The organism is Microcella sp., assembly GCF_030645145.1.
Classification (GTDB): domain Bacteria; phylum Actinomycetota; class Actinomycetes; order Actinomycetales; family Microbacteriaceae; genus Microcella.
In genome coordinates, this window is record NZ_JAUSMI010000094.1 from 1 (window position 1) to 23846 (window position 23846).

At 71.5% G+C, this 23846-nt stretch carries 21 protein-coding genes and 1 pseudogene; 10 read left to right on the top strand and 12 right to left on the bottom strand.

Annotated elements, in window-relative coordinates; genetic code table 11:
• Positions 1 to 136: 136 nt before the first annotated feature.
• Positions 137 to 1357 carry an amidohydrolase gene (locus Q7T15_RS06360; protein ID WP_304694427.1) on the bottom strand — a complete coding sequence of 407 codons (1221 nt, stop codon included), beginning with the start codon at positions 1355 to 1357 and terminating at the stop codon, positions 137 to 139.
• 162 nt (positions 1358 to 1519) lie between these two features.
• Positions 1520 to 1732: a DUF3073 domain-containing protein gene (locus Q7T15_RS06365; protein ID WP_304694429.1), complete on the bottom strand. Its 213-nt coding sequence runs from the start codon at positions 1730 to 1732 to the stop codon at positions 1520 to 1522.
• A gap of 171 nt (positions 1733 to 1903) precedes the next feature.
• Here Q7T15_RS06365 and Q7T15_RS06370 point away from each other — a divergent pair, with 171 nt between their 5' ends.
• The 3 genes from Q7T15_RS06370 to Q7T15_RS06380 all read left to right on the top strand — a co-directional run bounded on the left by Q7T15_RS06370 (position 1904) and on the right by Q7T15_RS06380 (position 3669).
• On the top strand, positions 1904 to 3004 hold the full coding sequence (locus Q7T15_RS06370) for an NAD(P)-binding domain-containing protein (protein ID WP_304694431.1): 1101 nt from the start codon (positions 1904 to 1906) through the stop codon (positions 3002 to 3004).
• 74 nt (positions 3005 to 3078) lie between these two features.
• The gene (locus tag Q7T15_RS06375; RefSeq protein ID WP_304694433.1) at positions 3079 to 3393 is read left to right on the top strand and encodes a hypothetical protein; all 315 of its coding nucleotides are present in this window, start codon (positions 3079 to 3081) and stop codon (positions 3391 to 3393) included.
• 36 nt (positions 3394 to 3429) lie between these two features.
• A complete protein-coding gene (locus tag Q7T15_RS06380; protein WP_304694435.1) occupies positions 3430 to 3669 on the top strand; it encodes a hypothetical protein in 240 nt (79 codons plus the stop codon).
• A gap of 77 nt (positions 3670 to 3746) precedes the next feature.
• On the opposite strand, the gene Q7T15_RS06385 is transcribed toward Q7T15_RS06380, so the two are convergent.
• Both Q7T15_RS06385 and Q7T15_RS06390 read right to left on the bottom strand, forming a co-directional pair.
• On the bottom strand, positions 3747 to 6920 hold the full coding sequence (locus tag Q7T15_RS06385; protein ID WP_304694437.1) for a carbohydrate binding domain-containing protein: 3174 nt from the start codon (positions 6918 to 6920) through the stop codon (positions 3747 to 3749).
• A 270-nt stretch (positions 6921 to 7190) separates the two neighbouring features.
• A complete protein-coding gene (locus Q7T15_RS06390; RefSeq protein WP_304694439.1) occupies positions 7191 to 9191 on the bottom strand; it encodes a glycogen debranching N-terminal domain-containing protein in 2001 nt (666 codons plus the stop codon).
• Positions 9192 to 9366: 175 nt separating this feature from the next.
• On the opposite strand from Q7T15_RS06390, the gene Q7T15_RS06395 reads away from it, so the two are divergent.
• From Q7T15_RS06395 to Q7T15_RS06410, 4 genes are read left to right on the top strand one after another with little or no spacing between them, the layout of a single operon-like run.
• Complete coding sequence (locus Q7T15_RS06395) at positions 9367 to 10413, top strand: LacI family DNA-binding transcriptional regulator (RefSeq protein WP_304694441.1); 1047 nt, start codon at positions 9367 to 9369, stop codon at positions 10411 to 10413.
• 33 nt (positions 10414 to 10446) lie between these two features.
• Positions 10447 to 11685 carry an extracellular solute-binding protein gene (locus tag Q7T15_RS06400; RefSeq protein ID WP_304694443.1) on the top strand — a complete coding sequence of 413 codons (1239 nt, stop codon included), beginning with the start codon at positions 10447 to 10449 and terminating at the stop codon, positions 11683 to 11685.
• Positions 11686 to 11690: 5 nt separating this feature from the next.
• The gene (locus Q7T15_RS06405; RefSeq protein ID WP_304694445.1) at positions 11691 to 12806 is read left to right on the top strand and encodes a carbohydrate ABC transporter permease; all 1116 of its coding nucleotides are present in this window, start codon (positions 11691 to 11693) and stop codon (positions 12804 to 12806) included.
• A complete protein-coding gene (locus Q7T15_RS06410; RefSeq protein ID WP_304694448.1) occupies positions 12803 to 13723 on the top strand; it encodes a carbohydrate ABC transporter permease in 921 nt (306 codons plus the stop codon). Before Q7T15_RS06405 ends, Q7T15_RS06410 begins: the two co-directional genes overlap by 4 nt.
• Positions 13724 to 13730: 7 nt before the next feature.
• On the opposite strand, the gene Q7T15_RS06415 is transcribed toward Q7T15_RS06410, so the two are convergent.
• From Q7T15_RS06415 to Q7T15_RS06435, 5 genes are all read right to left on the bottom strand, one after another.
• On the bottom strand, positions 13731 to 14129 hold the full coding sequence (locus Q7T15_RS06415) for a CrcB family protein (RefSeq protein WP_304694450.1): 399 nt from the start codon (positions 14127 to 14129) through the stop codon (positions 13731 to 13733).
• A gap of 8 nt (positions 14130 to 14137) precedes the next feature.
• The gene (locus Q7T15_RS06420) at positions 14138 to 14602 is read right to left on the bottom strand and encodes a CrcB family protein (protein WP_304694452.1); all 465 of its coding nucleotides are present in this window, start codon (positions 14600 to 14602) and stop codon (positions 14138 to 14140) included.
• A 64-nt stretch (positions 14603 to 14666) separates the two neighbouring features.
• Positions 14667 to 15290, bottom strand: a complete 624-nt coding sequence (locus Q7T15_RS06425; protein ID WP_304694454.1) for a PadR family transcriptional regulator — start codon at positions 15288 to 15290, stop codon at positions 14667 to 14669.
• Complete coding sequence (locus Q7T15_RS06430; protein WP_304694457.1) at positions 15287 to 16096, bottom strand: DUF4097 family beta strand repeat-containing protein; 810 nt, start codon at positions 16094 to 16096, stop codon at positions 15287 to 15289. Before Q7T15_RS06430 ends, Q7T15_RS06425 begins: the two co-directional genes overlap by 4 nt.
• Before the next feature lie 116 nt (positions 16097 to 16212).
• Entirely contained in the window at positions 16213 to 16896 is a 684-nt protein-coding gene (locus Q7T15_RS06435) for a YitT family protein (RefSeq protein WP_304694458.1), read from the bottom strand.
• A gap of 218 nt (positions 16897 to 17114) precedes the next feature.
• On the opposite strand from Q7T15_RS06435, the gene Q7T15_RS06440 reads away from it, so the two are divergent.
• Both Q7T15_RS06440 and Q7T15_RS06445 read left to right on the top strand, forming a co-directional pair.
• Positions 17115 to 20204 carry an efflux RND transporter permease subunit gene (locus tag Q7T15_RS06440; RefSeq protein ID WP_304694460.1) on the top strand — a complete coding sequence of 1030 codons (3090 nt, stop codon included), beginning with the start codon at positions 17115 to 17117 and terminating at the stop codon, positions 20202 to 20204.
• A gap of 28 nt (positions 20205 to 20232) precedes the next feature.
• A complete protein-coding gene (locus Q7T15_RS06445; protein WP_304694462.1) occupies positions 20233 to 21276 on the top strand; it encodes an ion transporter in 1044 nt (347 codons plus the stop codon).
• Here the strand turns inward: Q7T15_RS06445 and Q7T15_RS06450 are convergent.
• The 3 genes from Q7T15_RS06450 to Q7T15_RS06460 form a co-directional block, all read right to left on the bottom strand.
• Positions 21266 to 21580 (bottom strand): hypothetical protein, encoded by a 315-nt coding sequence (locus Q7T15_RS06450; RefSeq protein WP_304694464.1) that lies wholly within the window; start codon positions 21578 to 21580, stop codon positions 21266 to 21268. The genes Q7T15_RS06445 and Q7T15_RS06450 overlap by 11 nt on opposite strands.
• Positions 21581 to 21746: 166 nt before the next feature.
• A complete protein-coding gene (locus tag Q7T15_RS06455; RefSeq protein ID WP_304694466.1) occupies positions 21747 to 22217 on the bottom strand; it encodes a GNAT family N-acetyltransferase in 471 nt (156 codons plus the stop codon).
• The gene (locus Q7T15_RS06460; RefSeq protein ID WP_304694468.1) at positions 22214 to 23242 is read right to left on the bottom strand and encodes an alpha/beta hydrolase; all 1029 of its coding nucleotides are present in this window, start codon (positions 23240 to 23242) and stop codon (positions 22214 to 22216) included. Before Q7T15_RS06460 ends, Q7T15_RS06455 begins: the two co-directional genes overlap by 4 nt.
• A gap of 240 nt (positions 23243 to 23482) precedes the next feature.
• On the opposite strand from Q7T15_RS06460, the pseudogene Q7T15_RS06465 reads away from it, so the two are divergent.
• Positions 23483 to 23846: pseudogene (locus Q7T15_RS06465) on the top strand (hypothetical protein); the annotation flags it as partial.

Here is a 23846-nt window from a genome sequence, read left to right on the forward strand (position 1 = left end):
CGACACAGCAGTCGTCGACCTTCAACAGACAAACGGGCATTAGCGTGAAGCTCCATCGGGCTCCTTCAGGTGAGAGCGACTAGACACCCTCAAGCCTGGAGGAGCTCGACCTGAACAACCTGCCTGGGAACTACAGCTAGCTCCGCCCGACCCACTCCATCGCCGCCGTCACGAGCGTCTCGACGCCGTGCTCGATCGTCGGGTGAAGCACGGGCGCGAAGAACGGCGAGTGGTTCGTCGGGATCTCCTGCTCGACCCGGCCCGCCGCGGCCGCCCGGGCGAAGGTCTCCGGGTCGACGCCACCGACGAACCAGTAGACGAGCGGCGCCCCGGCCGCGGTCGCGAGCTCGTGGACGTCCTCGCTGCCCGTGAGCGTGCCGATGTCGATGACCGTCTCGGCACCGAACCGACCCTCGAGCGCGGCCCGCACGCGCGCGGTCGCGTCAGCATCGTTGACGGTCGCGGCGACGGTCTCGTCGACGACCACGGTCGGAGGCTCCGTCATGCCGCTCGCAGTCGCCTCGGCCTCCACGATTCGGCGGATGCCGTCCAGCAGGGTGCTGCGGACATCCGCGTCGACCGAGCGCACGCTCACGCCCATCGTCGCCTCCGCGGGGATGATGTTGCTCTTCGTGCCCGCGTGCAGCGAGCCGACGGTCACGACCGCGAGCGCGCCGGGTGCCACCTCGCGCGAGACGATCGACTGCAGGCGCACCACGGCCGACGCTGCGGCGAGCACGGGGTCGATCGTCGACTGCGGGCGCGAGCCGTGCCCGCCGCGGCCGTGCATCGTGATCGTGAGGGTGTCGGCTCCGGCCATCGCGGGGCCGCTCGTGACGCTCGCGACGCCCGCGGGCAGCGGCGCGAGGTGCTGGCCGAGCACGACGTCCGCGCGCGGGAACCGGTCGACGAGCCCGTCGGCGACCATCTCGCGCGCCCCGCCGATCGTCTCCTCCGCCGGCTGGAACACCGCCACGATCGTTCCCGACCACTCGTCGCGCGTCGCGACGAGCCGCTCGATCGCGCCGAGCAGCCACGTCACGTGCATGTCGTGCCCGCACGCGTGCATGACGCCGACCTCGACCCCGTCGGGGCCGACCGCTCGCTGCGTGCTCGCGTAGTCGAGGCCCGTCGCCTCGGTCACGGGCAGCGCGTCCATGTCGGCGCGCAGATGCACGACCGGGCCGGCGCCGTTGGCGAGCACGCCGACGACTCCCGTGCGGCCCACCCCCTCGGTCACGTCGAGCCCGAGCTCGCGCAGACGCGCTGCGGCGATACCCGCGGTGCGGGTCTCGGCGAACGACAGCTCGGGGTGGGAATGGAGGTCGCGGTAGAGGGTGTCGAGATCGAGCGGCATGCGCCCCACGCTAACCCCGAGCGCGGATGCCCGATAGGGGCGTGCGCGACCGCGCGCACCGCGCATCCGCCGCCTCGATCGCGGCGCGCGCCGCGCCGCCCGCAGCCCGAACGCACGAAGCCCGCCCCCTCGCGGGGACGGGCTCGGAAGTCGTGCGGACGGCTACGCGGTGCGCGGAGCCTCGGCGGAGTAGCCGAAGGCGTCGGTCTCGTCCTCGTCGTCCTCGTCGTCGGCCCACTTGTCGACGTAGGCCTCCTCCGCCGCGGCCTTGGCCGCGAGCTCGCGCTCGAGAGCGCTGAGGTTGGTGTCGGGAGTGAAGTACTTCAGCTCGCGTGCCACCTTGGTGTGCTTCGCCTTCTGACGACCGCGCCCCATGCGTGACCCCCTCACAAGTGTGTCGACTCAGATTGTCGGATCAGGATTGTCGGAAATCCCGGGAACGCCGAATCGGGACGGTACAAAAACTAGCGCTCAGTCTACCATGCAGGCCCCTCCGCGACTCCCTCCCGGCCCTGCCCGCTCAGAGCGAACGACTAGCCTCTACGCGTGACCGATTCGACCCTCGCGACGAAGTGCGTGGTGATCGGCGCCGGACAGGCCGGGCTCTCTGCCGCCTACTATCTGCAGCGCCTCGGGCTCGAGGCCGGCGAGGAGTTCGTGCTCCTCGATCGGGGCCCGCAGACGGGCGGAGCGTGGCAGCACCGGTGGGCGTCTCTGCGGCTCGGGTCGGCGCACCGCGTCAACGATCTTCCCGGCATGGACGAGCTCGGAATCAGCTTCGGCACCGCCGATCGCGACACCCCCGCGCGCGAGGTCGTCATGGACTACTACCGCCGCTACGAGGAGCACTACGACCTCAAGGTCGTGCGCCCCGCGACCGTCACGCGCGTCACCGACACGGGCGGGCCGCTGCTCGTCCAGATCAGCACCGAGGGCGGCGAGCTCGAGCTGCTCGGCTCGACCGTCGTCAACGCGACCGGCACGTGGGGCTCGCCGTTCGTGCCCTGGTACCCGGGCCTGCGCGACTTCGCCGGCCGGCACGTGCATACCGCCGACTACGCGGCTGCGAGCGAGTTCGCCGACCAGGACGTCGTCGTCGTCGGCGGCGGCACGAGCGCGATCGGCTTCATCATCGAGCTCGAGAACGTCGCGCGGTCGATCGCCTGGTCGACCCGGCGCGAGACGCAGTTCATCGACGGCCCGAGCCTCAATCTCGAGGATGCCGTAGCGGCGGTCGCGATGCAGGACGAGGCCGCGAGGGCGGGCCGTGCGCTCCCGTCCATCGTCTCGGGGACGGGCGTGCCGCGCACCCGCCGCATCCAGGCTGCGCTCGACCGCGGGGTGCTCAGCTCGCGCGGCGTCATCCGGCGCATCGAGCCCGACGGCGTGCGCTGGGAGGACGACTCGTTCAGCCCCGCGACGGCGATCATCTGGGCGACCGGGTTCCGGCCCGAGCTGCGGCACCTCGCCCCGCTGCGGCTGCGCGAGCGCGAGGGCGGTGTGACCGTCGCGAGCCACCACTCCGAGCGCGACCCGCGCATCTTCTTCGCCGGCTACGGCCCCTCGGCGTCCACGATCGGTGCCGCGCGCGCCGGCCGCAACATCGCGCGGCAGGTGGTCGCGGCGCTCAGCCGCATGGGGCGCTGACCGTCGGTCGGCGGGTCGTCGAATCGACCGATCGGGGGATGCGCCCGCGCTTGCCCCTCCGCTTGGCTGGACGCATGACCGAGAACGCCCGCCCCGCCCGAACGAGCCGCACCGCCTGGCTCGAGCGCCACCGCCGACCCGTGGGCCTCGCAGCGATCGCCATCTCCCTCGGCCTCGCCGCGATCTGGCTCGTCGTCGTCCCCGAGAAGGCCGCGACGTCGACCGGCGTCGCCTCGTGGCTGCTGCGGTTCGGGCACTCGCTGTGCTGGCTGCTGCTCGCGGCGACGGCCGCGCTCTGGACGGCCCGCGCGCCGCGTCGCGCGATCGACCTCACGGCGTGGGCGGCGCTCGCCGCGTACGGCGGGTTCCTGCTCGCGCTCTGGCTGTAGCGGGCGATTCCGCGCGCCACCTGCCAGGGTGGAGCCGTGGACATCGACCTGCTCTGGCTCGTGCTGATCGTGACGCCCATCGTGATGGCGATCATCATCCTCGTCATCGGCCTGCTGTTCTTCCGCGCGCTGCGGAAGCCCACGCGCGACGCCCTCGCCCAGCGCCGCGCGCAGCAGGAGGCGGAGGGTCTGAGCGGCGGACGCGATGCCTGGACGGGCGCGGACGACGACGGCGGGCATCCCACGCCGACCGACGCCGACGGCGACGGCGACTGACGGCGGGCATCCGCCCCCGGAACGCGGAAGCGGGGCGACCCGAAGGCCGCCCCGCTCCGCATCCCTGACGGGTCGCGCTACTCGATCATCACGCGATCGATGCTGATCGACCCGTTGCCCTTGAGCCCGATGCTGAAGCCCTGCACGTCGGTGAGGGTGAGCCCGTCGTTCGGGGCCCCCGCCGGCTGCTTGCCCGCGCGACGGAAGTCGTCGAACGGCACCGTGATCTTCTGCCAGCCCGTGTCGGCCACCGTGACGGTCGCCTCGAAGCGCTCGGCGGTGTCGGGCGCCTGGAAGACCTTGATGTAGTCGACCGTGAGCGACTGCGGGAACACCAGGTCGTCGCCGAGGGCGCCGCCGAAGTTGCCTCCGACCGCGACGTTCGTCAGCAGCGTGAACGGGTGGTCGAAGACCCACTCGTTCGGGGCGATGTCCGCCGGCGAGGCCGTGTGGTACTGGATCCCGTCGACGTACCAGTCGATCTTCTCCGGGGTCCACTCGACGCTGAACGTGTGCCAGTCGTCGTACACGGGGGCGCCGAAGTCGTAGATGCCGCCGAACGACTGGCCGCCCGAGTAGCCGGGGCCGTGGATGGTGCCGAAGATCTCGTTCGGCAGGCGGCCGACGAACTCCATGATGTCGATCTCGCCCGTCTGGGGCCAGCCGACCTCGCGGAAGTCGTTGCCGAGCGTCCAGACCGCGGGCCAGATGCCGCTGCCCTGCGGGACCTGCACGCGCGACTCCATGCGGCCGTACTGGAACTCCTGCTTGCCCTCGCTGATGAGGCGAGCCGAGGTGTACTCGCACGGGCCGTACCAGCACTCGAGGTCGGTCGTCGCCGGGTCGATCTCCTCGACCGTGAGACGCAAGTTGCCGTTGCCGTCGAGCGACGCGTTGTCGGTCGAGTCGGTGTAGTGGAGCTCGTCGTTGCCCCAGCCCCAGCCGCCGGTCTCGTACGTCCAGTTGTCGGGGTTCGCCGGCGCGCCGGCCTCGCCCTCGAACTCGTCGCTCCAGACCTCGACCCAGCTGTCCGGGCCCGCGTCTGACGCACCGTTGTCGGCGATGCCGACGGTCATCCGCTGGTTGCGCTTGGTGCTGTTGACCCAGAAGGAGAGCCCGTCGGCGGTCGACCAGTCCTGACCGCCCTCGATCGGACGCGTGATGCCGCCGTTGCCGCGGAACGCGATGTCGAGGATCGTCTCGTCGACGTCGGCGCCCTCGTAGCCGCCCGCGTCACGGGTATCGATGCTCGTGCCGCGCGCCGTGTCGATGAGCCACGGGAACGACTCGAAGTCGTCCACGAGACCCTCGACCTTGGCGTCGTCGTCCTGGATGCTGACGGCGGCGGTGCGGACGATGCCGAACTCGGCACCCACGGGGTTCGACAGCGCGACGACGAAGGTCTTGTCGACCTCGAACTTGCTGTTCTGCAGCGTCTCGACCGAGACCGTGACCTCGCGCTCGCCCGCGGGGATGGTCACGGTGCCGCTCGCGGAGGTGAAGTCCTCGCCGTCGGTCGCCGGCAGATCCTCGGTGCGGGTGCGGGCGCTCGTCGAGAACGCCGACCAGTCGACGGTGACGTCGGTCTCGGCGACGCGGTTGAGCCGCACCGTCGTGACGGCGTCGTCGCCCTCGGTGACCTCGTAGCCCGCGCGGTCGAACGAGACCTGGAGCGGGATCGGAGCGGCCTCGCCGTAGAGCGTGACGTCGTCGTAGTAGAACGTCTGCGCGCCCGCGGTGCGCAGCACGCCGAAGGCGTAGCCGTGCATCTCGGTGAGCGTGAGCCCGTCGGCGGGGGCGCCGTTGCCGATCTCCTTGCGCGTGAAGTCCGCGAAGTCGAAGGTCAGGAACTTCCAGCCCACGAAGTCGTCCTCGAAGCTCGCGACGTAGCGCTCGGCGTCATCGCGGGTCGAGTCGGGGTTGCGGTTGTCGAGGAGGTCGAAGAACAGGTCGCTTCCCGAGCCGGTGCCGAGCATCCAGAACCCGATGCCCTCGTAGCTCGACCAGTCCTGCGTGATCCACTCGTCGGCGGTCTCGTTCGCGAAGTTGCGCACGACGACGCCGAACGAGACGACGCTCGCGTCGGCCTGCAGCACGGTGTTGCCCTCGGGAGCGGCGGGGACGGCCGCGGGAGGGGCATCCGTCGCCTGGAACGAGACCGAGCTCGACGGGTCCTGCGCGGCGAACCAGCCGAGCGGCACGTCGCCGTCGGCGCCGGTCGTCAGCGGGGCCTCGTGGTCGTCGACGAGCAGGGTGCGGCCGGTGGGCGGGCCCACGACCGCTCCGTCGTCGTCGAGGATGCTCACGGTCGGGCTCGTCGCCGAGCCGAGCAGCACGCCGGAGGGTGCTCCGAGGCTCACGGTGAATGTCTCGTCGCCCTCCTCGATCGCGTCGTCGGTCGTCGGGATCTCGACGGTGCGCGTCGTGACGCCGGCGGCGAACTCGAGGGTCGTGCTGAGCGCCGTGAAGTCGTCGTCGGTGGCGGTGCCCGCGGTCGTCGTGACGTCGACCGTGACGGTCTCGGTCGGCGCGACGGTGAGGCTCACCTCGAGGCTCGCGGCGCGGCCCTCGATGACGCCGAGCGCGGCGGGCGAGATCGAGGCGGTCGGGGCGAGCGACTCGTCGGCGTACGCGACGATGTCGTCGAGGCGGACGGTGTTGGCGCCGTTCACGGCGGGGATCGCGGAGCCCCACACGGTCGTGAGGTTGAGCCCGTCGTTCGGGGCGCCGCCGGGCTGGAAGTCGGTCGCGCGCGTGAAGGCCGACCACGGGAGGTCGATGACGCGCCACCCGGCGACGTCGTCCACGATCGTCGCGTCGAAGCGCTCGGAGGAGTCGGAGTTGGCGCCGCCGTCGAAGAGCTCGAACTGCAGGGCGCTGCCGTTGCCGCTGCCGTTGAGCAGGAACCGCACTCCGTCGAAGGCGCTCAGGTCGCGGGCCGAGGAGAAGTTCTGGCCGAGGCCGCCGAAGGAGCCGGCGGGGGTGAGGTCCCAGCCGTAGGAGACGACGTTCGTGGGATCGGTCTGGCCGGGCTTCGCCTCGGGCGTGCCCGGAGCGACGGCGACGATGCCGTAGCCGGCGTTGCCGTAGTTGAAGAAGCCCGACGGGGCGCCGGTCTCGAAGTCGGCGAGCACCGACACGGTCTCGGCGGCGGCGGCCGGCGTCGTGCTCACCGCCACGGGAAGGACGATGGCCGCTGCGGCGAGCGCGGCGATGGCGCGTCTCGACGGCGGTCTCGAGGTGGGGGACATGGGGGATGCTCTCCGCTCGTTCAGCTGCCGACCCTCGTTGGTCGGCCGTCCCAGAGTACGTTTCGTGAGAGCGCTCTCACAGTTCGCATTAAGGCGGACAGACCCCGCGTGGCTCGCGACGCCGGTCGACGGGCGCCGATGCGCGACTCACGGTGACGATGCGCCGGCTCGGTGAGGATGCGCCGCATCGATGTCGCGCATCGTCATCACAGGCGCGCACTGTCGGCCGTGCCGAGCGGCGCCCTGGGCCCGCGGCGCCGGGCGCGCGGCTCAGCCGATGTCGTGGGAGGCCGCGCCGAGACGCAGGCCCGCGACGCGGAGGTGCTCGAAGCCGTGGAGCGGGGCGTGCGCGATCGCGCCGCCACGGGCATCCGGGTTCAGGCGCAGCGCCGCCGACAGGACGGCGACGGCCGACGCGGCCGACCAGGCCTGCGGGCGGCACGCGGCGGGGTACGGGACGGGGACGCCGACCTCGGCGCGGTCGTCGCCGCTGTGGAGCTCGGGCATCCGGTAGTCGAAGCCCTCCGCCGCGGCGAGCAGCCCGTCGATGAGCTGCGCGGCGACAGCCTCGTGACCGTCGCGCGCGAGGCCGAGCACGGCGATCGCGGTGTCGTGGGTCCAGACCGAGCCGCCGTGGTAGCTGAGCGGCCAGTACCCGCTCGACTCGGTCGACATCGTGCGCAGGCCGTAGCCCGAGCTCATGGCGGGCGAGCCGAGGCGGCGCGCGACGAGCTCCGACTGCGCGGCGTCGAGCAGCCCCGTGCCCAGGAGGTGCCCGAGGTTGGAGGTCACCGTGTCGACCTTGCGCTTGGCGGCGTCGAGGGCGATAGCGGGGTAGGCGCCGGCCGGGTCGTCGATCCAGAAGCTCTCGTGGAAGCGCGTCTTGAGCCGCTCGGCCCAGTCGCGCCAGCCAGCGGCCTCGGTCGCATCATCGGCGCCGTCGCCGAGCGCCTCGAGCAGCTCCGCACCGTGCACGGCCGCCTCGTAGGCGTACGCCTGCACCTCGCACAGCGCGATCGGCCCCTCGGCGAGCGAGCCGTCGCGCCACTGCACGCTGTCGCCCGAGTCCTTCCAGCCCTGGTTGGCGAGCCCGTGGCCGGAGCGGTCGACGTACTCGAGCAGGCCGTCGCCGTCGGCGTCGCCGTGATCGCGCATCCACGCGAGAGCACCGCGCAGGGCGGGAAGCAGCGCGCGCACCTCGTCGTCGGCCATGCCCCAGCGCCACGCGTCGTGCAGCAGGCACACCCACAGCGCGGTCGCGTCGACGGTGCCGTAGTAGAGCGGGGGAAGCGCGGTGCCGTCATCGATCACGAGCGTCTGGCGCCGCAGCTCGTGCATGATCTTGCCCGGCTCCTCGGCCGTGTCGTCCACGATCGCCGTGCCCTGGAGCCCGGCGAGCACGTGCAGGGTGTCGCGCGCGAGGTCGGTGCCGAGCGGCAGCAGGAACCGCGCGGCCCACAGCGAGTCGCGCCCGAAGAGCGTGAAGAACCAGGGGGCTCCCGCGGCCAGGAACTGGCGATCGGGATGCTGCGCCGTCGTCATGCGCAGGCAGTCGAGGTCGGCGAGCGACCGCTCGACCCAGCGCGTCAGGCGGCTGTCGGGGGCGACGACCTCGGGCGTGCTCCACGGCACGGGCTGCGACGCTCCGGAGATGACGCCCAGGCTGTCGCGCGCCTCGAGGCCGAGAGTGCGCGACGCCGAGCCGCGCGCGGGCACCGCGAGCGCCGCCCGCAGGCGGACGCCGGTCGCCGTGCGCTCGACCTCGAAGCCCTCGGCGCGCAGGCGCGCGCTCACGCCCTCGCCCACCCACGCGACGGCGCCGTCGCCGAGCTCGGGCTCGATCGCGACGGGCTCTCCATGGCCCTGCTTGATCTCGTCGAGCGAGCGCGCGTCGAGGTCGAGCTCGATCTCGATCGCGGTGTCGAGGGCGACGTCGCGGCGGTTGACGATCGTGAGGCGCTCGCTCCACCCGGTGACGGTCGCGAGGCGCTCGATCTCGAGCCGGACGCCGGGGTCGGGCGTCGGGTCGTCGAGGTGCCGGAGCAGGGAGTGCAGGAGGGCGCGATCGGCGGTCGGCGTCGCGGTCGACAGGTGCTCGGCATCCGCCCCGCCGACGCGGACGCGGGCTCCGCGGACGAGCCGGACGTCGGAGAAGTAGACGCCGTGGATGGCGGAGGAGCCGATCGAGCCGTCGGTGCCGGACCAGACCTGGGTGGGCGCGCGGAGCACGGCGAGCGCGTCGTGGAGGAGGGGCTGGAGCGGTGCGGTCATGTCCTGTGAGCTTCCCGTCGGTGGTGCTGGGCGGCGTCGTCGGGACTTGACACCGCTGTCGGTGTCGGACACACTACCGAATAATTCGAACGTTCAAAATGAACGATCCAATTCCTGACCGAGCGGTCGGGGAGCAGCGCAGCACGCTTGGCCAAAGGAGGCGCGGGTGGGACGGATGCCGACAGTCGACGATGTCGCCCAGGCCGCCCAGGTCTCGCGCCAGACGGTGTCGAACGTCATCAACTCGCCCGAGATCGTGCGCGAGACGACCCGTCAGCGGGTGCAGGAGGCGATCGATCGCCTCGGGTACCGGCCGCACGCATCCGCCCGCCGCCTGCGCACCCGCAAGTCGTCGACGATCGGCGTGCGCCTCGATCCGCTGCGGGATGGCATCTCGGGCGCCGTGCTCGACCGGTTCGTGCACAAGCTCGCCGAGCAGGCCGACGCCCGCGACCTGCGGGTCATGATCTTCACGGCCGACGGCAACGCCGACGAGCTCGCCCACATCCGCCGCCTGCGCGACGGCAGCGACGTCGACGCCTTCGTGCTCATCGGCACCGACCACGGCGACTCGCGCATCGCGTGGCTCGTCGAGAACCGCGTGCCCTTCGTGTCGTTCGGTCGCCCCTGGGGGGCCGAGACGCCCGACCCGCACCATCGGTGGGTCGACGTCGACGGCCGGGCCGGCGTGAGGGATGCGGTTCGCCACCTGCGGGCGAACGGCGCCGACCGCGTCGCGTGGATCGGCTGGCCGAGCCCCTCGGGCACGGGCGACGAGCGTCGCGCCGGGTGGGAGGAGTCGTGCGGGCTCGAGGGCGCCGACCGCGTCGCCCTCGCCGTCGCGACGGAGGACGGCGTGACCGAGGGCCGCCGTGCAGCCGCGGCCCTCCTCGAGCTGCCGGAGCCGCCCGACGCGATCATGTGCGCGAGCGACTCGCTCGCCCTCGGCGCGACCATGGCCACGCAGGCCGCGGGCCTCGCGCGCCTGCCCATCGTGGGCTTCGACAACACCCCGGTCGCCGCGGCCGTCGGGCTCTCGAGCATCGAGCAGCCCCTCGACGAGGTCGTGGCTGCCGCACTGACGCTCCTGTTCGGCGAGCACGGCGACGACGTGCAGCCGAACCCGGACAGCGACGAGGAGCCGGGTCACCGGCTCCTCGTGCCTCGACTCGTCGAGCGCAGGTCTAGCCACCTCGCGCTCGACGGCAATCCCGGTGCCTGAGGCTCCGGCAATCACACATCGAAAGGAATCATCGTGAGGACATCACAATGGAGTGCGCTCGGGCTGGCCGGCGCGCTCGCCGTCACTCTAACGGCTTGCTCCGCCGGCTCGGAAGGCGGCGGTGACGGCGGCGCCGTCGAGGAGGGCCTCGAGCTCACCATGCTCATCGGCTCGTCCGGTGACGCCGAGACCACGGCCGTGCAGGCCGCGGCCGACGCGTGGGGCGAGGAGACCGGCAACACCGTCGAGGTCATCGCCGCGAACGACCTGGTGCAGCAGCTGGGTCAGGGCTTCTCGGGCAACAACCCGCCCGACATCTTCTACATGCCGTGGGACCAGTTCCAGACCTACGCCGCGCAGGGCTTCATCGAGCCGTACGCCTCCGAGCTCGAGAACGCCGGCGACTTCCTGCCCGCGCTCGCCGAGCAGTTCAGCTACGACGGCGAGTTCTACTGCGCGCCGAAGGACTTCTCGACCCTCGGTCTGCAGATCAACCTCGACGCGTGGGAGGCCGCCGGTCTGACCGACGCCGACATCCCCACCGACTGGGACCAGCTCGCCTCGGTCGCGCAGACCCTCACGACCGGTGAGCAGGTCGGCCTCTCGATGGGTCGCGAGTACGCCCGCGTCGGCGTGTTCATGAACCAGGCCGGCGGCGAGCTCGTCGACGGCGACTCGATCACGGCTGACAGCGAGGAGAACCAGGCGGGGCTCGCGTACCTCCAGGAGCTCATCGAGGCCGGTTCGCTGAAGTTCCCGCAGGAGCTCGAAGCCGGATGGGGCGGTGAGGCCTTCGGTCTCGGCAAGGCCGCGATGGTCATCGAGGGCCCGTGGATCAACGGCGCCATGGCGAACGACTTCCCCGACCGCCGCTTCGTCTCGGTCGAGCTGCCCGCCGGCCCCGACGGCCCGTCGACCTACGCCTTCAGCAACTGCTGGGGCATGCCGGTCGGCTCGGAGACCAAGGAGGCCACGATGGATCTCATCGAGTTCCTGACGAGCGACGAGCAGCAGCTCGCGTTCGCCGAGGCCTTCGGCGTCATCCCGTCGACCGAGTCGGGCGCGGCGGCCTACGCCGAGCAGTTCCCCGACAACTCGGCCTTCGTCGCCGGTGTCGAGTACGCCGAGAGCCCGGTCGCCTTCCAGGGCGCCGCCGCGGCCTTCGCCGACTTCAACACCCAGCTCGAGTCGATCGGCAGCGCTGAGCCGGCGAGCCTGCTCGGCACTCTCCAGGGCAACCTCGAGGCCGCCTACGACGAGGCGAACGGATAACCACTGTGGCCGTCAACGCCGCACCACGGTCTCGCCGCGGCGGAGGAATCCGCCGCGGCGAGGCCCGCGCGGGGTGGCTCTTCGTCACCCCCGCGGTTCTCATCACCGCCGTCTTCCTGGTGATCCCGATCGCGCTCGCGCTCTGGGTCAGCATGAGCGACTGGAACGGCTTCCAGTCTCCGCTCAACCCGCGCGTGAACTTCGTCGGGCTCGAGAACTACGCGGCGATCACGGTCGAGGACGGCCTCGATCAGCGCAACTTCGGCACCGCCGTGCGCAACAACCTCTACTACGTGCTGCTCGTCGTGCCGCTGCAGACGATCATCTCCCTGCTCCTGGCCATCCAGGTGAACCGCGCGGCGCTGAAGGGGCGGGGCTTCTTCCGCACCGCCTTCTACTTCCCCTCCGTCACGAGCACGGTCGCGATCGTCGTCGTCTTCCAGTTCCTCTTCACCGCCTCCGGCGCGGTCAACGCCGCGATCGGCGCTCTCGGCATCCGCGGTCCTGACTGGTTCAACGACTCCACCGGCCTGATCCATGGCGCGCTGTCGGCCTTCGGGATCACCCAGCCGCCTGCGGCCCTCGCCGAGCCCGGCTTCCTCGGCATCTCGGGCTGGGAGTGGCTCGCCGGACCCTCCGTGGCGATGACCTCGCTCATCATCCTGGCGATCTTCACGACCTCGGGCACGTTCATGCTGCTGTTCCTCGCGGCGCTCCAGAGCATCGGCTCCGAGATCGACGAGGCGACGCTCATGGACGGCGCCGGGCCGTTCCGCAAGTTCTTCTCCGTGACCGTCCCGATGCTCCGGCCGACGCTCTTCACCGTCCTGACCCTCGGCCTCATCGGCTCGTGGCAGGTGTTCGACCAGATCTACGTCATCGGCGGCGGCAGCGCTGGCGGCACGATCTCGACCCCGGCCTTCCTCGCCTACCGCAGCTCGTTCGTCGACCTGCAGTGGGGCCAGGGCGCGGCGATCGCGTTCATCCTCTTCGTCTTCATCATCCTGCTGACGCTCGTGCAGCGCTGGGTCCTCAAGGAGCGGACGCCGCGCAAGCGCAACCGCGTCGCGGCGACCGAGAAGATCGCCCCGAACGACTCGACCTCCGGAGGACTCCGATGACCGCGGCAGCGACGCCCGCCACCGGGAAGACAGGCGGGTCGAGCATCCGCACCCCCGAACGCTCCTTCCGCCGCAAGAAGCAGATCGGCGGTCGAGCGCGCGCGAACCTGCTGCTCGGCTACCTCATTCTCATCGGGCTCGCGCTCATCTACATCTACCCGTTCCTGATCTCGATCTCGGCCTCCCTCAAGACCGACGCCGAGGCGACGCAGAACGCACTGTCGCTCATCCCCGAGACGATCACGTTCGCGGCGTACGAGCGGCTGTTCGGCGACGTGCCGTTCCCGCGGTGGGCGGGCAACACGCTGCTCATCTCCGTCATCGTGACGATGGGGCGCGTGTTCTTCGACTCGCTCGCGGGGTACGCGCTGTCGCGGCTGCAGTTCCGCGGACGCACGGTCGTGTTCGTCGCCTTCATCGCGATCCTGTCGGTGCCGGGCGTCGTGCTGCTCATCCCGCGCTTCCTGATCCTGCAGCAGCTCGGGCTGTACGACACGTACGGCGGCATGATCATCCCGCTGCTGTCGACGGCGGCCGGGGTGTTCATCATGAAGCAGTTCTTCGACTCGATCCCGGTGAGCATCGAGGAGGCGGCGCGCATCGACGGCGCGAGCACGTTCCGCGTGTTCTGGACGATCGTGCTGCCGATGGCGCGGCCGGCGCTCGTGACCCTCTTCATCCTGTCGTTCCAGGGGTCGTGGAACGAGCTCGGGCACTTCATCGTGTCGCGGCAGAGCCCCGAACTGAACACGCTCACGACGGGCGTCGCCTCGCTCGTCTCCGGTCAGTTGGGCTCGGGCAACCAGTTCCCGCTGCAGCTCGCCGCGGCGGTGCTCATGACGATCCCGGTCGCGGTGCTGTTCTTCATCTTCCAGCGCCGGATCATGAACACGACCGCGGGGGCCGAGAAGGGGTAGCCGCGCGTCAGCCGCTGAGAAGTGCGCCGCCCGCCGCGGCTCCCGCGAGCACCGCGGCGAGCGCGAGCGCGAGCGTTACGACGACGTTCGCGCACGCGACCGCCCAGCGCGCCGTCGCGGGCCGCCCCGCCGCCCCGATCTCGCCGCTCGCGAGCCGCACGGTGTCGACGGCGTGCGTCGAGAAGGTCGTGAGCCCCCCGCAGAACCCGGTGACGATCGCGAGCCGCAGCACGGGGTCGTCGATCGCCGCGATGCCGAGCCCGGCGACGAACGACCCGACGACGTTGACGAGCAGGACGCCCCACGGCAGCGAGCGCCGCGCGGGCAGCGCGAGCCCGGCGATGTAGCGCAGCAGCGCGCCGACCGCGCCCGCGCCGGCGAGCGCGAGCACGGCGAGCGCCGGCATCGCGCCGATCACTCGTCGACCTCCGGCCAGGGATCCGGCGCGAGTCGCGAGCCGCGCGCGAGCCGCTCGCCGATCACGTGCCCGGCGACGGCGGCGCCGAGGCCGAGCACGAGGGTGAGCGCCACGCTCATGATCGCCCCGGCCGGGCGATCCCCGTCGGCGAGCAGGACGACCGAGACGGCGAAGGCCGAGTAGGTCGTGAACGCGCCGAGCAGGCCGGTGCCGAGCCCCGCGCGGGCCCATCCGGGCACGCGCGGCGACGCCCAGCCGACGAGCACCCCGAGCGCCGCGGCCCCGATCACGTTGACGAGGAGCGTGCTCGCGGCGAACCCCGTGCCGGCGTTGGGCATGGCCGCATCCAGCCCCGCTCGAAGGAGCGTGCCGATCGCACCGCCCGCCGCGACGGCCCCGAGGACGGCCGGGCTCAGCGCGCCGGCCGGCAGTGCCGATGTACGCGCGGTCGAGACCGTCATCGCTCCGCCCTCGCTCGAACCCCGGCCCACGCCCTCAACCTAGCGGCGCACGGCCCCGCACCGGTTACCGACGCAGCGCCGCCCGCACGTCGTCCGTGAGATCGCGCAGGCGCTTCTCGACCATCACGACGACCTCCTCGGTCAGGCGGTCGTCGCCGGCCGCGCGCCGCAGCTCGGTGCGAAGGTCGAGCCGCGCGCTCGCGAGCGCCGACTCCGCCCGGTGCAGTCGCTCGCGCCCCTCGCCCCGCACGACCGTCACGGCCTCGTCGACTCGGCGCCCCGTCGCGCGCGCCTCGTCGCGGGCCTCGCGCGTCGCCGCGGCGAGCTCCGCCCGCAGCGACGTCATCGCCTCGCCGACGGATGCCCGCACCTCGTCCGCGAGCCGGCGCACCGAGTCGCCGACTCCCGCTTCGATCTCGTCCAGCTCGGCCGATCGGGCGGCGAGCTCGGCGCGCCCCTCCGGGGTGATCGTGTAGATCGTGCGGCGCCCATCGGCGAGCCGCGACACGAGCCCGTCGGCCTCGAGCTTGCCGAGGCGCGGGTACACGGTGCCGGCCGAGGGCACGTAGGTGCCGCCGAAGCGGTCGCTGAGCGCCTGGATGATCTCGTAGCCGTGCATGGGTCGCTCGGCGAGCACGTGCAGGAGGTACAGGCGCAAGTGGCCGTGGCCGAAGACGGCGGGAGTCACGCCACCGACTCCCGTGACGTGTGCACGACCGACACGTCGCCCGAGACGCTGCTCGCGCGCACCTCGGTGAACGAGCCGGCGAGCTCGCCGTAGCGGCTCGAGTACTGGCCCTTGACGCCCGTGACGCGCGTGTCGTCGAGCTGCAGCGAGCCGACGACGGTGTTGACGGTGTACTGCGCGGGGGCGCCGGCGTCGAGCCGCACGGTGAGGTCGCCGCTCACGCTCTTGTTGACGATGCGGTCGGGGCGCCCGTAGAGGTCGAGCAGCACGGCGCCCGAGACCCCGTCGCACGAGAAGCGGAAGACCTCGCCGCTCACGGTCACGTCGCCGCTCACGGTGTGCGCGCTGACGTCGCCGTGGTGGCCGCGCACGGCGATCTCGCCGCTGACGTTCTGCAGCTGGAGGTCGCCGACGACGCCGTCGACGACGATGTCGCCGCTCACGGTGCTGATGCTCGCGTCGTCGTGCAGGCCGCTGATGAGCGCGTTGGCGGTGACGACGCCGAAGGTCAGGGCGGTCGTGCGCGGCACGAGGATCGACACCTCGGCCCGCGCCCGCCCGCGGAACGCGCGGAAGGTGTCGAGCCAGTTCTCCCACCCCAGCTGCGGGTGGTCGACGACGAGCGTTCCGCCCTCGACCGAGATCTTGAGGTCGCGCCCGCTGACGCCGTGCACCTCGACGCGCGCGCCGGGCTCATCGTGGGCGACGATGTCGACCTGCCCGGCGATGTGGCTCACCTTGAGCCGGCGGATGCCCTCGAGGTCGATGACCGTCGGTTCGGTGACGATCCAGGTCTCCTGCGCCATGGCGTGCTCCTTCTGCGGATGCTCGAATCGCGATATATCGCGTGTGTGGCGATCACGATATATCGCGTTTCACCTCGGCGCAAGGCCTTTCTCCCGACGCGGCCGCGCCGACGCGGCTACCCGCCGGTCGGCGCCTCGTCGGTGTCGGCGTCGGTCGCGCCCGGCGCCGTCCCGGCGCCCGCGGGGTCGACGGCCTCGGGCACGCGCAGCCGCGGCAGCGCGACTCCGACCATCGGCCCGATGAGGAGCGCGAACGCGACGGTGCCGAAGCCGACGGTGCCGCCGAGCAGCCAGCCGATCGCGAGCACCGTGACCTCGACGCCCGTGCGCACCTTCCAGACGGCCCACCCGAAGCGCGCGTGGGCGCCCGTCATGAGCCCGTCGCGCGGGCCGGGCCCGAAGCGCGCGCCGATGTAGAGGCCCGTCGCGATCGACAGCAGCAGCAGTCCTCCGGCGAACAGCAGGATGCGGCCCCACAGCGGCTCGGGCGTCGCGATGAGCGGCAGCGCGAGATCCATGACCGGCCCGATGAGCAGCACGTTGAGCACGGTCCCGATGCCGGGTCTCTGCCGGAGCGGGATCCACAGCAGCAGCACTCCTGCGCCCAGGAGGACCACGACGACGCCGATCGAGATGCCGGTCTGCCTCTCGAGCCCTTGCGCGAAGACCGTCCACGGGTCGAGCCCGATCTCGGCGCGGATCATGAGCGAGACGGCGACGCCGAAGAGGAAGAGGCCGAGCAGCAGCTGCGCCCAGCGGCGGACGGCGATGCGCGTCGAGCCGGGGCGCGCGAGGGTCATGCGCTCAGTCCATCGTGAAGTCGCCGGTCGGACAACTCGGACGACGCGCGGCGTCACGGGAGCGACGCGCAGACCTCGCGCGAGCATCCTGACCGATCGGTCACATTCGAGGTCCGCGTGCATCCCTCGCTTTGCCAACGCACAGCGAACGCTGGGATGCTGGCCAGCGTTCCCACCCCGCGCCGGCGTCCGGCGATCCTTCCTGACCGGAGTCCTCCGTGCATCTGCTGTCGGTGTTCAGCCTTCGCAATCGAGCCCTCATTGCGCTCGTCACCATCGTCGTCGGCCTCTTCGGCGGCATCGCGCTGACGAGCCTCAAGCAGGAGCTCATCCCCTCCGTCAGCTTCCCGCAGGTCATCGTGCTCACGCAGTACCAGGGCGCCGCTCCCGGCATCGTGGAGCAGGACGTCTCGACCCCGATCGAGACCGCCATCCAGGGGGTCGCGGGCCTCGAGGCATCGAACGCGACCTCGAGCACGGGCTTCTCGGTCGTCTCCGCGCAGTTCGCCTTCGGCACCGACATCGCGCGCGCCGAGCAGCGCGTCCAGCTCGCCGTGAACCGCCTCGATCTGCCCGCCGACGTCGAGCCGCAGGTGCTCACCGGCACGATCGACGACTTCCCGGTCCTGCAGATCGCCGTCACGAGCGACCTTGAGCCCGGCGAGCTCGCCGAGGCGCTCGAGGAGCAGGCCGTCACCGACCTCACCGACCTCGAGGGCGTGCGTGAGGTGTCGATCCAGGGCGCCGTGGGCGACCGAGTGACGATCACCCCGGATGCCGCGGCTCTCGCCGCGCGCGGACTCACGAACGCCGACATCACCGACGCGCTCGACGCGAACGGGGTGCTCCTGCCCGCCGGCACGATCACGGAGGACGAGCGCACCCTCGCCGTCCTGTCCGGCGTGCGCATCGAGAGCGCCGACGAGCTCGCCGCGCTCCCCCTCCCCGCCGCCGAGCCCGCCGCCGACGGCGGGATCACGATCATCGACGACGTCGCCGACGTGGCGATCGTGAGCGACCCGGTCACGAGCTACTCGCGCGTCAACGGAGAGGACGCCCTGACCCTCGGCGTGACGAAGACCCCCGCGGGCAACACGGTCGACGTCTCGCGCGCCGTCCAGGGCGCGCTGCCGGCGCTCGCCGAGTCGATCGGCAACGGCACCGAGTTCACGATCGTCTTCGACCAGGCGCCGTTCATCGAGAAGTCGATCGAGTCGCTCGCGACCGAGGGCCTGCTCGGGCTGTTCTTCGCCGTCATCGTGATCCTCGTCTTCCTGCTGTCGATCCGCTCGACGCTCGTAACGGCCATCTCGATCCCGACCTCGGTGCTGCTGACCTTCATCGGCATGCAGGCCTCCGGCTACACGCTCAACATCCTCACGCTCGGCGCGCTCACGATCTCGATCGGCCGCGTCGTCGACGACTCGATCGTGGTCGTCGAGAACATCAAGAGGCACCTCGGCCTCGGCGAGGACAAGAAGACCGCCATCCTCGTCGGCGTCAAGGAGGTCGCGACGGCGATCACGGCATCCACCGTCACGACGATCGCCGTGTTCCTGCCTCTCGCCCTCGTCGGCGACATCACGGGCGAGCTGTTCCGCCCGTTCGCCCTGACGACCGCGATCGCGCTCGCCGCGTCGCTCTTCGTCTCGCTCACGATCGTGCCGGTGCTGTCGTACTGGTTCCTGCGGGCCCCGAAGAACGTCACGGCGGTCGCCGAGGGGGCGGATGCCCGGCCCACGTCGATCGAGGAGGAGTCGGCCCGCCCGACCCGCCTCCAGCGCGGCTATCTCCCCGTCATCCGCTGGACCCTCCGTCGACCTGTCGCGACGCTCCTGCTCGCGGTGCTCGTGCTCGCCGGAACGGGCGCGCTCGCGACGAACCTCAAGACGAACTTCATCGGCGACTCCGGCCAGAACACGCTCACCGTGACGCAGGCGCTCGACAACGGCGCGAGCCTGGAGACGCTCGACGCGGCCGCCTCGCTCGTCGAGGACGCGCTCGCCGACGTCGACGGCGTCGAGACCGTGCAGGCCTCGATCGGCTCCGACGGCACGTCGATCCGCGCCGTCTTCGGCGGCGGCAGCGACATCACCTACTCGATCACGACCGACCCCGACGTCGACCAGACCCAGCTCCAGGCCGACGTGCGCGAGGCGGTCGAGGGCCTCGACGGCGCGGGCGAGCTCAGCGTCCAGGCCGCGGGCGGCGGCTTCGCGTCCTCCGACATCGAGGTCGACATCACGGCCGTCGGCCAGAGCGACCTCGAGGAGGCCGCGCAGACTGTGCTCGACGAGGTGCGCGAGCTCGACGTCACCGCCGAGGCGCGCAGCAACCTCTCCGACACCCAGCCGTACCTCGCGATCCAGGTCGATCGGGCGCGCGCCGCCGAGCTCGGCCTGAGCGAGGTCGCCGTCGGCGGCATCGTGACCGCCGCGATGTTCCCGGCCTCCGTGGGCTCGGTCGTCATCGACGAGCGCAACCTGTCGATCTTCATCCCGAATCCGGATGCCCCGACGACCGTCCAGGAGCTCCGCGACTTCCCCATCCCGACCGCGCAGGGGCCGCTCCCGCTCAGCGAGCTCGCGACCGTCGAGCAGGAGGACGGCCCGGCGTCGATCACGACGATCCGCGGAACCCGCAGCGCGACCGTCACGATCACGCCCGGCACCGACGACGTCGGCTCGGCCTCCGCGGTCGTGCAGGCCGCGATCGACGAGCTCGACCTGCCCGACAGCGCGAGCGCCTCGCTCGGCGGCGTCACCTCGCAGCAGGCCGACGCGTTCAGCCAGCTCGGTCTCGCGCTGCTCGCGGCGATCCTCATCGTCTACGTCGTCATGGTCGCGACCTTCAAGTCGCTGCGTCAGCCGCTCCTGCTGCTCATCTCGATCCCGTTCGCCGCGACGGGCGCGATCGCGCTGCAGCTCATCGCCGACATCCCGCTCGGGGTGCCCTCGCTCATCGGCGTGCTCATGCTCATCGGCATCGTCGTGACGAACGCGATCGTGCTCGTCGACCTCGTCAACCAGTACCGCGAGCGGGGGATGCGAGCGCGGGAGGCGGTCATCGAGGGCTCCTCGCGACGTCTGCGCCCCATCCTCATGACGGCCGCGGCGACGATCTTCGCCCTGCTCCCGCTCGGCCTCGGGCTGACCGGCTCGGGCGGCTTCATCTCGCAGCCGCTCGCGATCATCGTGATCGGCGGTCTCGTGTCGTCGACGCTCCTGACCCTCGTCGTGCTGCCCGCGCTCTACTTCCTCGTCGAGGGCGCCAAGGAGAGACGGCAGGAGAAGCGCTTGCTAGCGTGAGCGCTACCCGACCCGAAAGCGACTCATAATGACCGCTCCGTCTGCCGATCGCGCCTCCGACCGCCGTCGCCGGGCGACGGTCTCCCCCGGACTGTTCACGTCGACGACGGTGCAGCTGCCGCCGTACCGGATCCAGTGGCTCGCGCGGTTCATGTACGGCAACCCGTTCGAGTTCCTCGTCATCGGGATCATCATCCTGAACGCCGCAGCGCTCGCCGTGCTCACCTACGACGGGCTCGATCCGACGACCGAGGCGATCGCACTGTTCATCGACAGCGTCGCGATCGTCTTCTACACGGTCGAGGTCGCGCTGCGGGTCATCTCCTACGGCCGCAGGCCGTGGATGTTCTTCCGGAACCCGTGGAACGTCTTCGACTTCGTCATCGTCGTCGCGATCCCGTTCCTGAGCGGCGCGACCGTCATCTTCCGGCTCGTGCGCCTGCTGCGCATCCTCCGCATCTTCCGCTTCCTGCCGGAGGCGCGCATCCTCATGCTGTCGATGGTGAAGTCGGTCGCCCCGCTCGCGAACCTGGCGGTGCTCATCGGGTTCCTCATGTTCATCTACGCCATGGCGGGCGTGTACCTGTTCGGCGAGCAGTCGCCCGAGCGGTGGGGCGACGTGGGCGTCGCGATGCTCACGCTCACGATCATGCTCACGCTCGAGAACTTCCCCGACTCGTTCCTCGGCGGCCTCGAGATCACGCCGTGGGCGCTCATCTACTTCCTCAGCTACATGTTCTTCATCGTCTTCACGGTGCTCAACGTCCTCATCGGGATCGTCCTGACGGCGATGGACAGCGCGCGCGACGAGGTCACGGCCGAGCGCGCGGCGGAGGGGCTCCCGAGCGCGACGGGGACGATCCGGCTCCCGGTCGCCGATCGCGGCGACGAGACGGCCGAGCGGATGTCCGCGGCCCGCGAGGCGGGAGCGGAGGATGCCGAGCTCGATGCGCTCGCCGCCGAGCTCGACGCCGCGGAGCGCGCCGGTCGAGCATCCCCCGATCACATCCGACGGATCCGCGAGGAGATCGCCCGGATGCGCGAGGGTCAGGCGCCCGAGGTCACCAGCTGAAGTAGCTCGGGTTGCGCGACGCGTAGCGCTCCAGCCCGCTGAACGTCGACATCTCGCCGGAGTGCGTCTCCCAGTCGCCCGTGCCCACCTCGGTGACATCAGCGCTAGCGGCCTCCGGCTCGTCGGCCAACTCGAGGGGCTCGATCTCGACGACAAGGGACGGAGTGATGAGCACCGATCGCTCGATGCCGTCGCACGTGCGGACGGGCACGAAGGCTCCGCCCGTGCGGGCCGCCCCCTCAATGTCGCGAGAGAGCTCGCCGAGCGCGACGCTCTCGTCGAGTACATAGGACGTGAGATTCACGTGCAGTTTCGTAATAAGCATGATCGACCTTGAGACATCGTCGGCAGTCGTTCGATGACCCTCGTCCGCTCGCGGCGGGGAGGACGCGGGATCGCCCCTTGATCACGCGCGACGGCCACGGTACGCCTGCCGGGAGGATGCCGACAACCGGTGGCACAGGTGCCGTTCAGGTGCTAGGAGTCGAGAGATCCTTCTCCATGCACACGCTGAACTCGTCACCCACGTACGGCCCGAAGTTCTCGATGACGGCGTATCCGCGCCGCTCGTAGAGCGCGATCGCGGCGAGCTGCTTGGGCCCGGTCTCGAGCTGCAGGATGCGCACCCCGCGCTCGCGCGCGGCGTGCTCGAGAGCATCCATGATCGCCGTCGCGACTCCGCGGCCGCGACCCTCCTCGTCGACGAAGAGCCGCTTGAGCTCGCCCGATCCGTCGCCGCGGTCGACGAGAGCGGCCATCCCGACGGCGCGGCCCTCGACGCGCGCGACGATGACGAACACGTCGTCGCTCACGAGCTCGTCGACCGACAGCAGGTAGCAGCTGTCGGCGGGGTAGAGGCTCAGCGCGTAGGCCTCGCCGTCGCGAAGCATGCGCTCGACCTCGACCTGCCGCGGGTCCTCCACCGCGACGGCGAGCGTCACGGCGCGGGCTCCTGCGTGCCCGGCGGCTCGAGGGCGAGCGCGGTCGCCGGCTGCAGGCGGTCGTGCAGGAACACCGCGATGCGCTCGGCGAGGGCATCGTCGAGCAGGCCGACCGAGTGCGCGCTCGACTCGATGAGCGCGAGCTCGACGCGGATGCCCGCCTCGCGCAGCGCGAGCGCGAACGGCGTGGCCTGGCCGACCGGGATGAGCTCCTCCTCCGTGCCGTGCACGACGAGGAAGTCGGGGCCGCCGCGCACGATCGCGAACTGCGGGGACGCCTCGATCGCGGCCGCGCAGTCAGCACGATCGGCGCAGGCGAGGTAGTCGAGCATCGAGGGCTCGAAGACGGGATTGGCGGCCGAGCCGACCGTGAGGTCGAGCGGGGCAGAGAGGGTGACCACGGCATCCACCGCCTCGATGCGATCGGAGGCGACGCTGCGCAGGCCGACGAGCGACACGAGATTGCCGCCCGCGCTGCCGCCGAGAAGGGCGATCGACTCGGGGTCGATGCCGTGCTCGGCCGCGACCGAGGCGTCCTGCGCCCAGGCGATCGCAGCGGTCACGTCGTCGGCGGCGGCCGGGTAGGGGTGGGCGGGAGCCAGGCGGTAGTTGACCGAGACGCCGACGAAGCCCGAGCTCGCGAGCCACTGGCAGATCGTGCGCCAGGTCGGGTGCGACTTGTCTCCGCGGGCCCAGCTGCCGCCGTGGACGGCGAGCACCGCGGGCCGCGCCTCGTCGCTCGACAGTCGACCGGTCGAGCCGTCGGCCGGGCGGCACACGTCGACCGTCACGCCGTCGCCCGCGCCGAACGCCGAGATCGGGACGTCCTCGACGATCTCCGCCTCGGGCTGCGCCGACAGCGGGAAGACCGCGCTCTCGGGTGCCGCCGCGGCGATGGCCTGCTCGCGCGCGGCATCCTGCTCGGTCGCGCCGCAGCCGGCGAGCAGTCCGACCGCGAGCGCGCCGATGGCCGCCGCGGCGATGATCGCGCGCGCGGCGGAGGCGGGCAGGGCTCGGGCTGGCACAGTGGTCACCAGGGTAAGCGCTGGGCGGCCTGGGCTTAAGCCAGCCCGTCGGGTACGCTGAAGGGTCGGTTGGGAGACGGCGCGGAGCGATCCGCGTGCCATTGTGTGCGTCTCCCGGGCCGGTTTCCCCGCCAGAAGGCGCGGAATACACCATTTCAGGATGTATCGGCCCGGTCGATGAGTGCCCGGGAACGACGCCGTCGCGTCGACGCTGCTTCTTGCTCTACCCCGGAAAGCACCATGCCCCAGAACAACAAGGGCCGCCCCTCGCGCGCCCACGCCCCTGCCCGCTCGACCGCCGCTCCGGCCGGATCCCGCAGCCCCAAGCACCGCGGCCACCGCCCCGATGACGCGGATGCCCCCGCCAAGAAGGCGCGCTGGTCGCGTGACGAGCGCGTCGACCGCGGTCACGCTCCCGAGCGCTCCCGCCCCGTCGACCGCGACGAGCGCCCCGCGCGCTCGAGCGACCGGTTCGATCGCGATGCGCGTCCGGCCCGCTCGACCGACCGGTTCGATCGCTCGGCTCCGCGCAGCGGCGCCGTCGGCCGCGGCACCGGCGCCCGCACGGGCCGCCCGAGCCGCGACATCCACGTCGACCGCACGG

What these genes read in the sequence shown, in the direction of transcription:
- Q7T15_RS06360 (WP_304694427.1), bottom strand. Translation starts at nt 1,357, where the DNA reads ATGCCGCTCGATCTCGACACCCTCTACCGCGACCTCCATTCCCACCCC.
- Q7T15_RS06365 (WP_304694429.1), bottom strand. Translation starts at nt 1,732, where the DNA reads ATGGGGCGCGGTCGTCAGAAGGCGAAGCACACCAAGGTGGCACGCGAG.
- Q7T15_RS06375 (WP_304694433.1), top strand. Translation starts at nt 3,079, where the DNA reads ATGACCGAGAACGCCCGCCCCGCCCGAACGAGCCGCACCGCCTGGCTC.
- Q7T15_RS06385 (WP_304694437.1), bottom strand. Translation starts at nt 6,920, where the DNA reads ATGTCCCCCACCTCGAGACCGCCGTCGAGACGCGCCATCGCCGCGCTC.
- Q7T15_RS06390 (WP_304694439.1), bottom strand. Translation starts at nt 9,191, where the DNA reads ATGACCGCACCGCTCCAGCCCCTCCTCCACGACGCGCTCGCCGTGCTC.
- Q7T15_RS06395 (WP_304694441.1), top strand. Translation starts at nt 9,367, where the DNA reads ATGCCGACAGTCGACGATGTCGCCCAGGCCGCCCAGGTCTCGCGCCAG.
- Q7T15_RS06410 (WP_304694448.1), top strand. Translation starts at nt 12,803, where the DNA reads ATGACCGCGGCAGCGACGCCCGCCACCGGGAAGACAGGCGGGTCGAGC.
- Q7T15_RS06415 (WP_304694450.1), bottom strand. Translation starts at nt 14,129, where the DNA reads ATGCCGGCGCTCGCCGTGCTCGCGCTCGCCGGCGCGGGCGCGGTCGGC.
- Q7T15_RS06420 (WP_304694452.1), bottom strand. Translation starts at nt 14,602, where the DNA reads ATGACGGTCTCGACCGCGCGTACATCGGCACTGCCGGCCGGCGCGCTG.
- Q7T15_RS06430 (WP_304694457.1), bottom strand. Translation starts at nt 16,096, where the DNA reads ATGGCGCAGGAGACCTGGATCGTCACCGAACCGACGGTCATCGACCTC.
- Q7T15_RS06435 (WP_304694458.1), bottom strand. Translation starts at nt 16,896, where the DNA reads ATGACCCTCGCGCGCCCCGGCTCGACGCGCATCGCCGTCCGCCGCTGG.
- Q7T15_RS06445 (WP_304694462.1), top strand. Translation starts at nt 20,233, where the DNA reads ATGACCGCTCCGTCTGCCGATCGCGCCTCCGACCGCCGTCGCCGGGCG.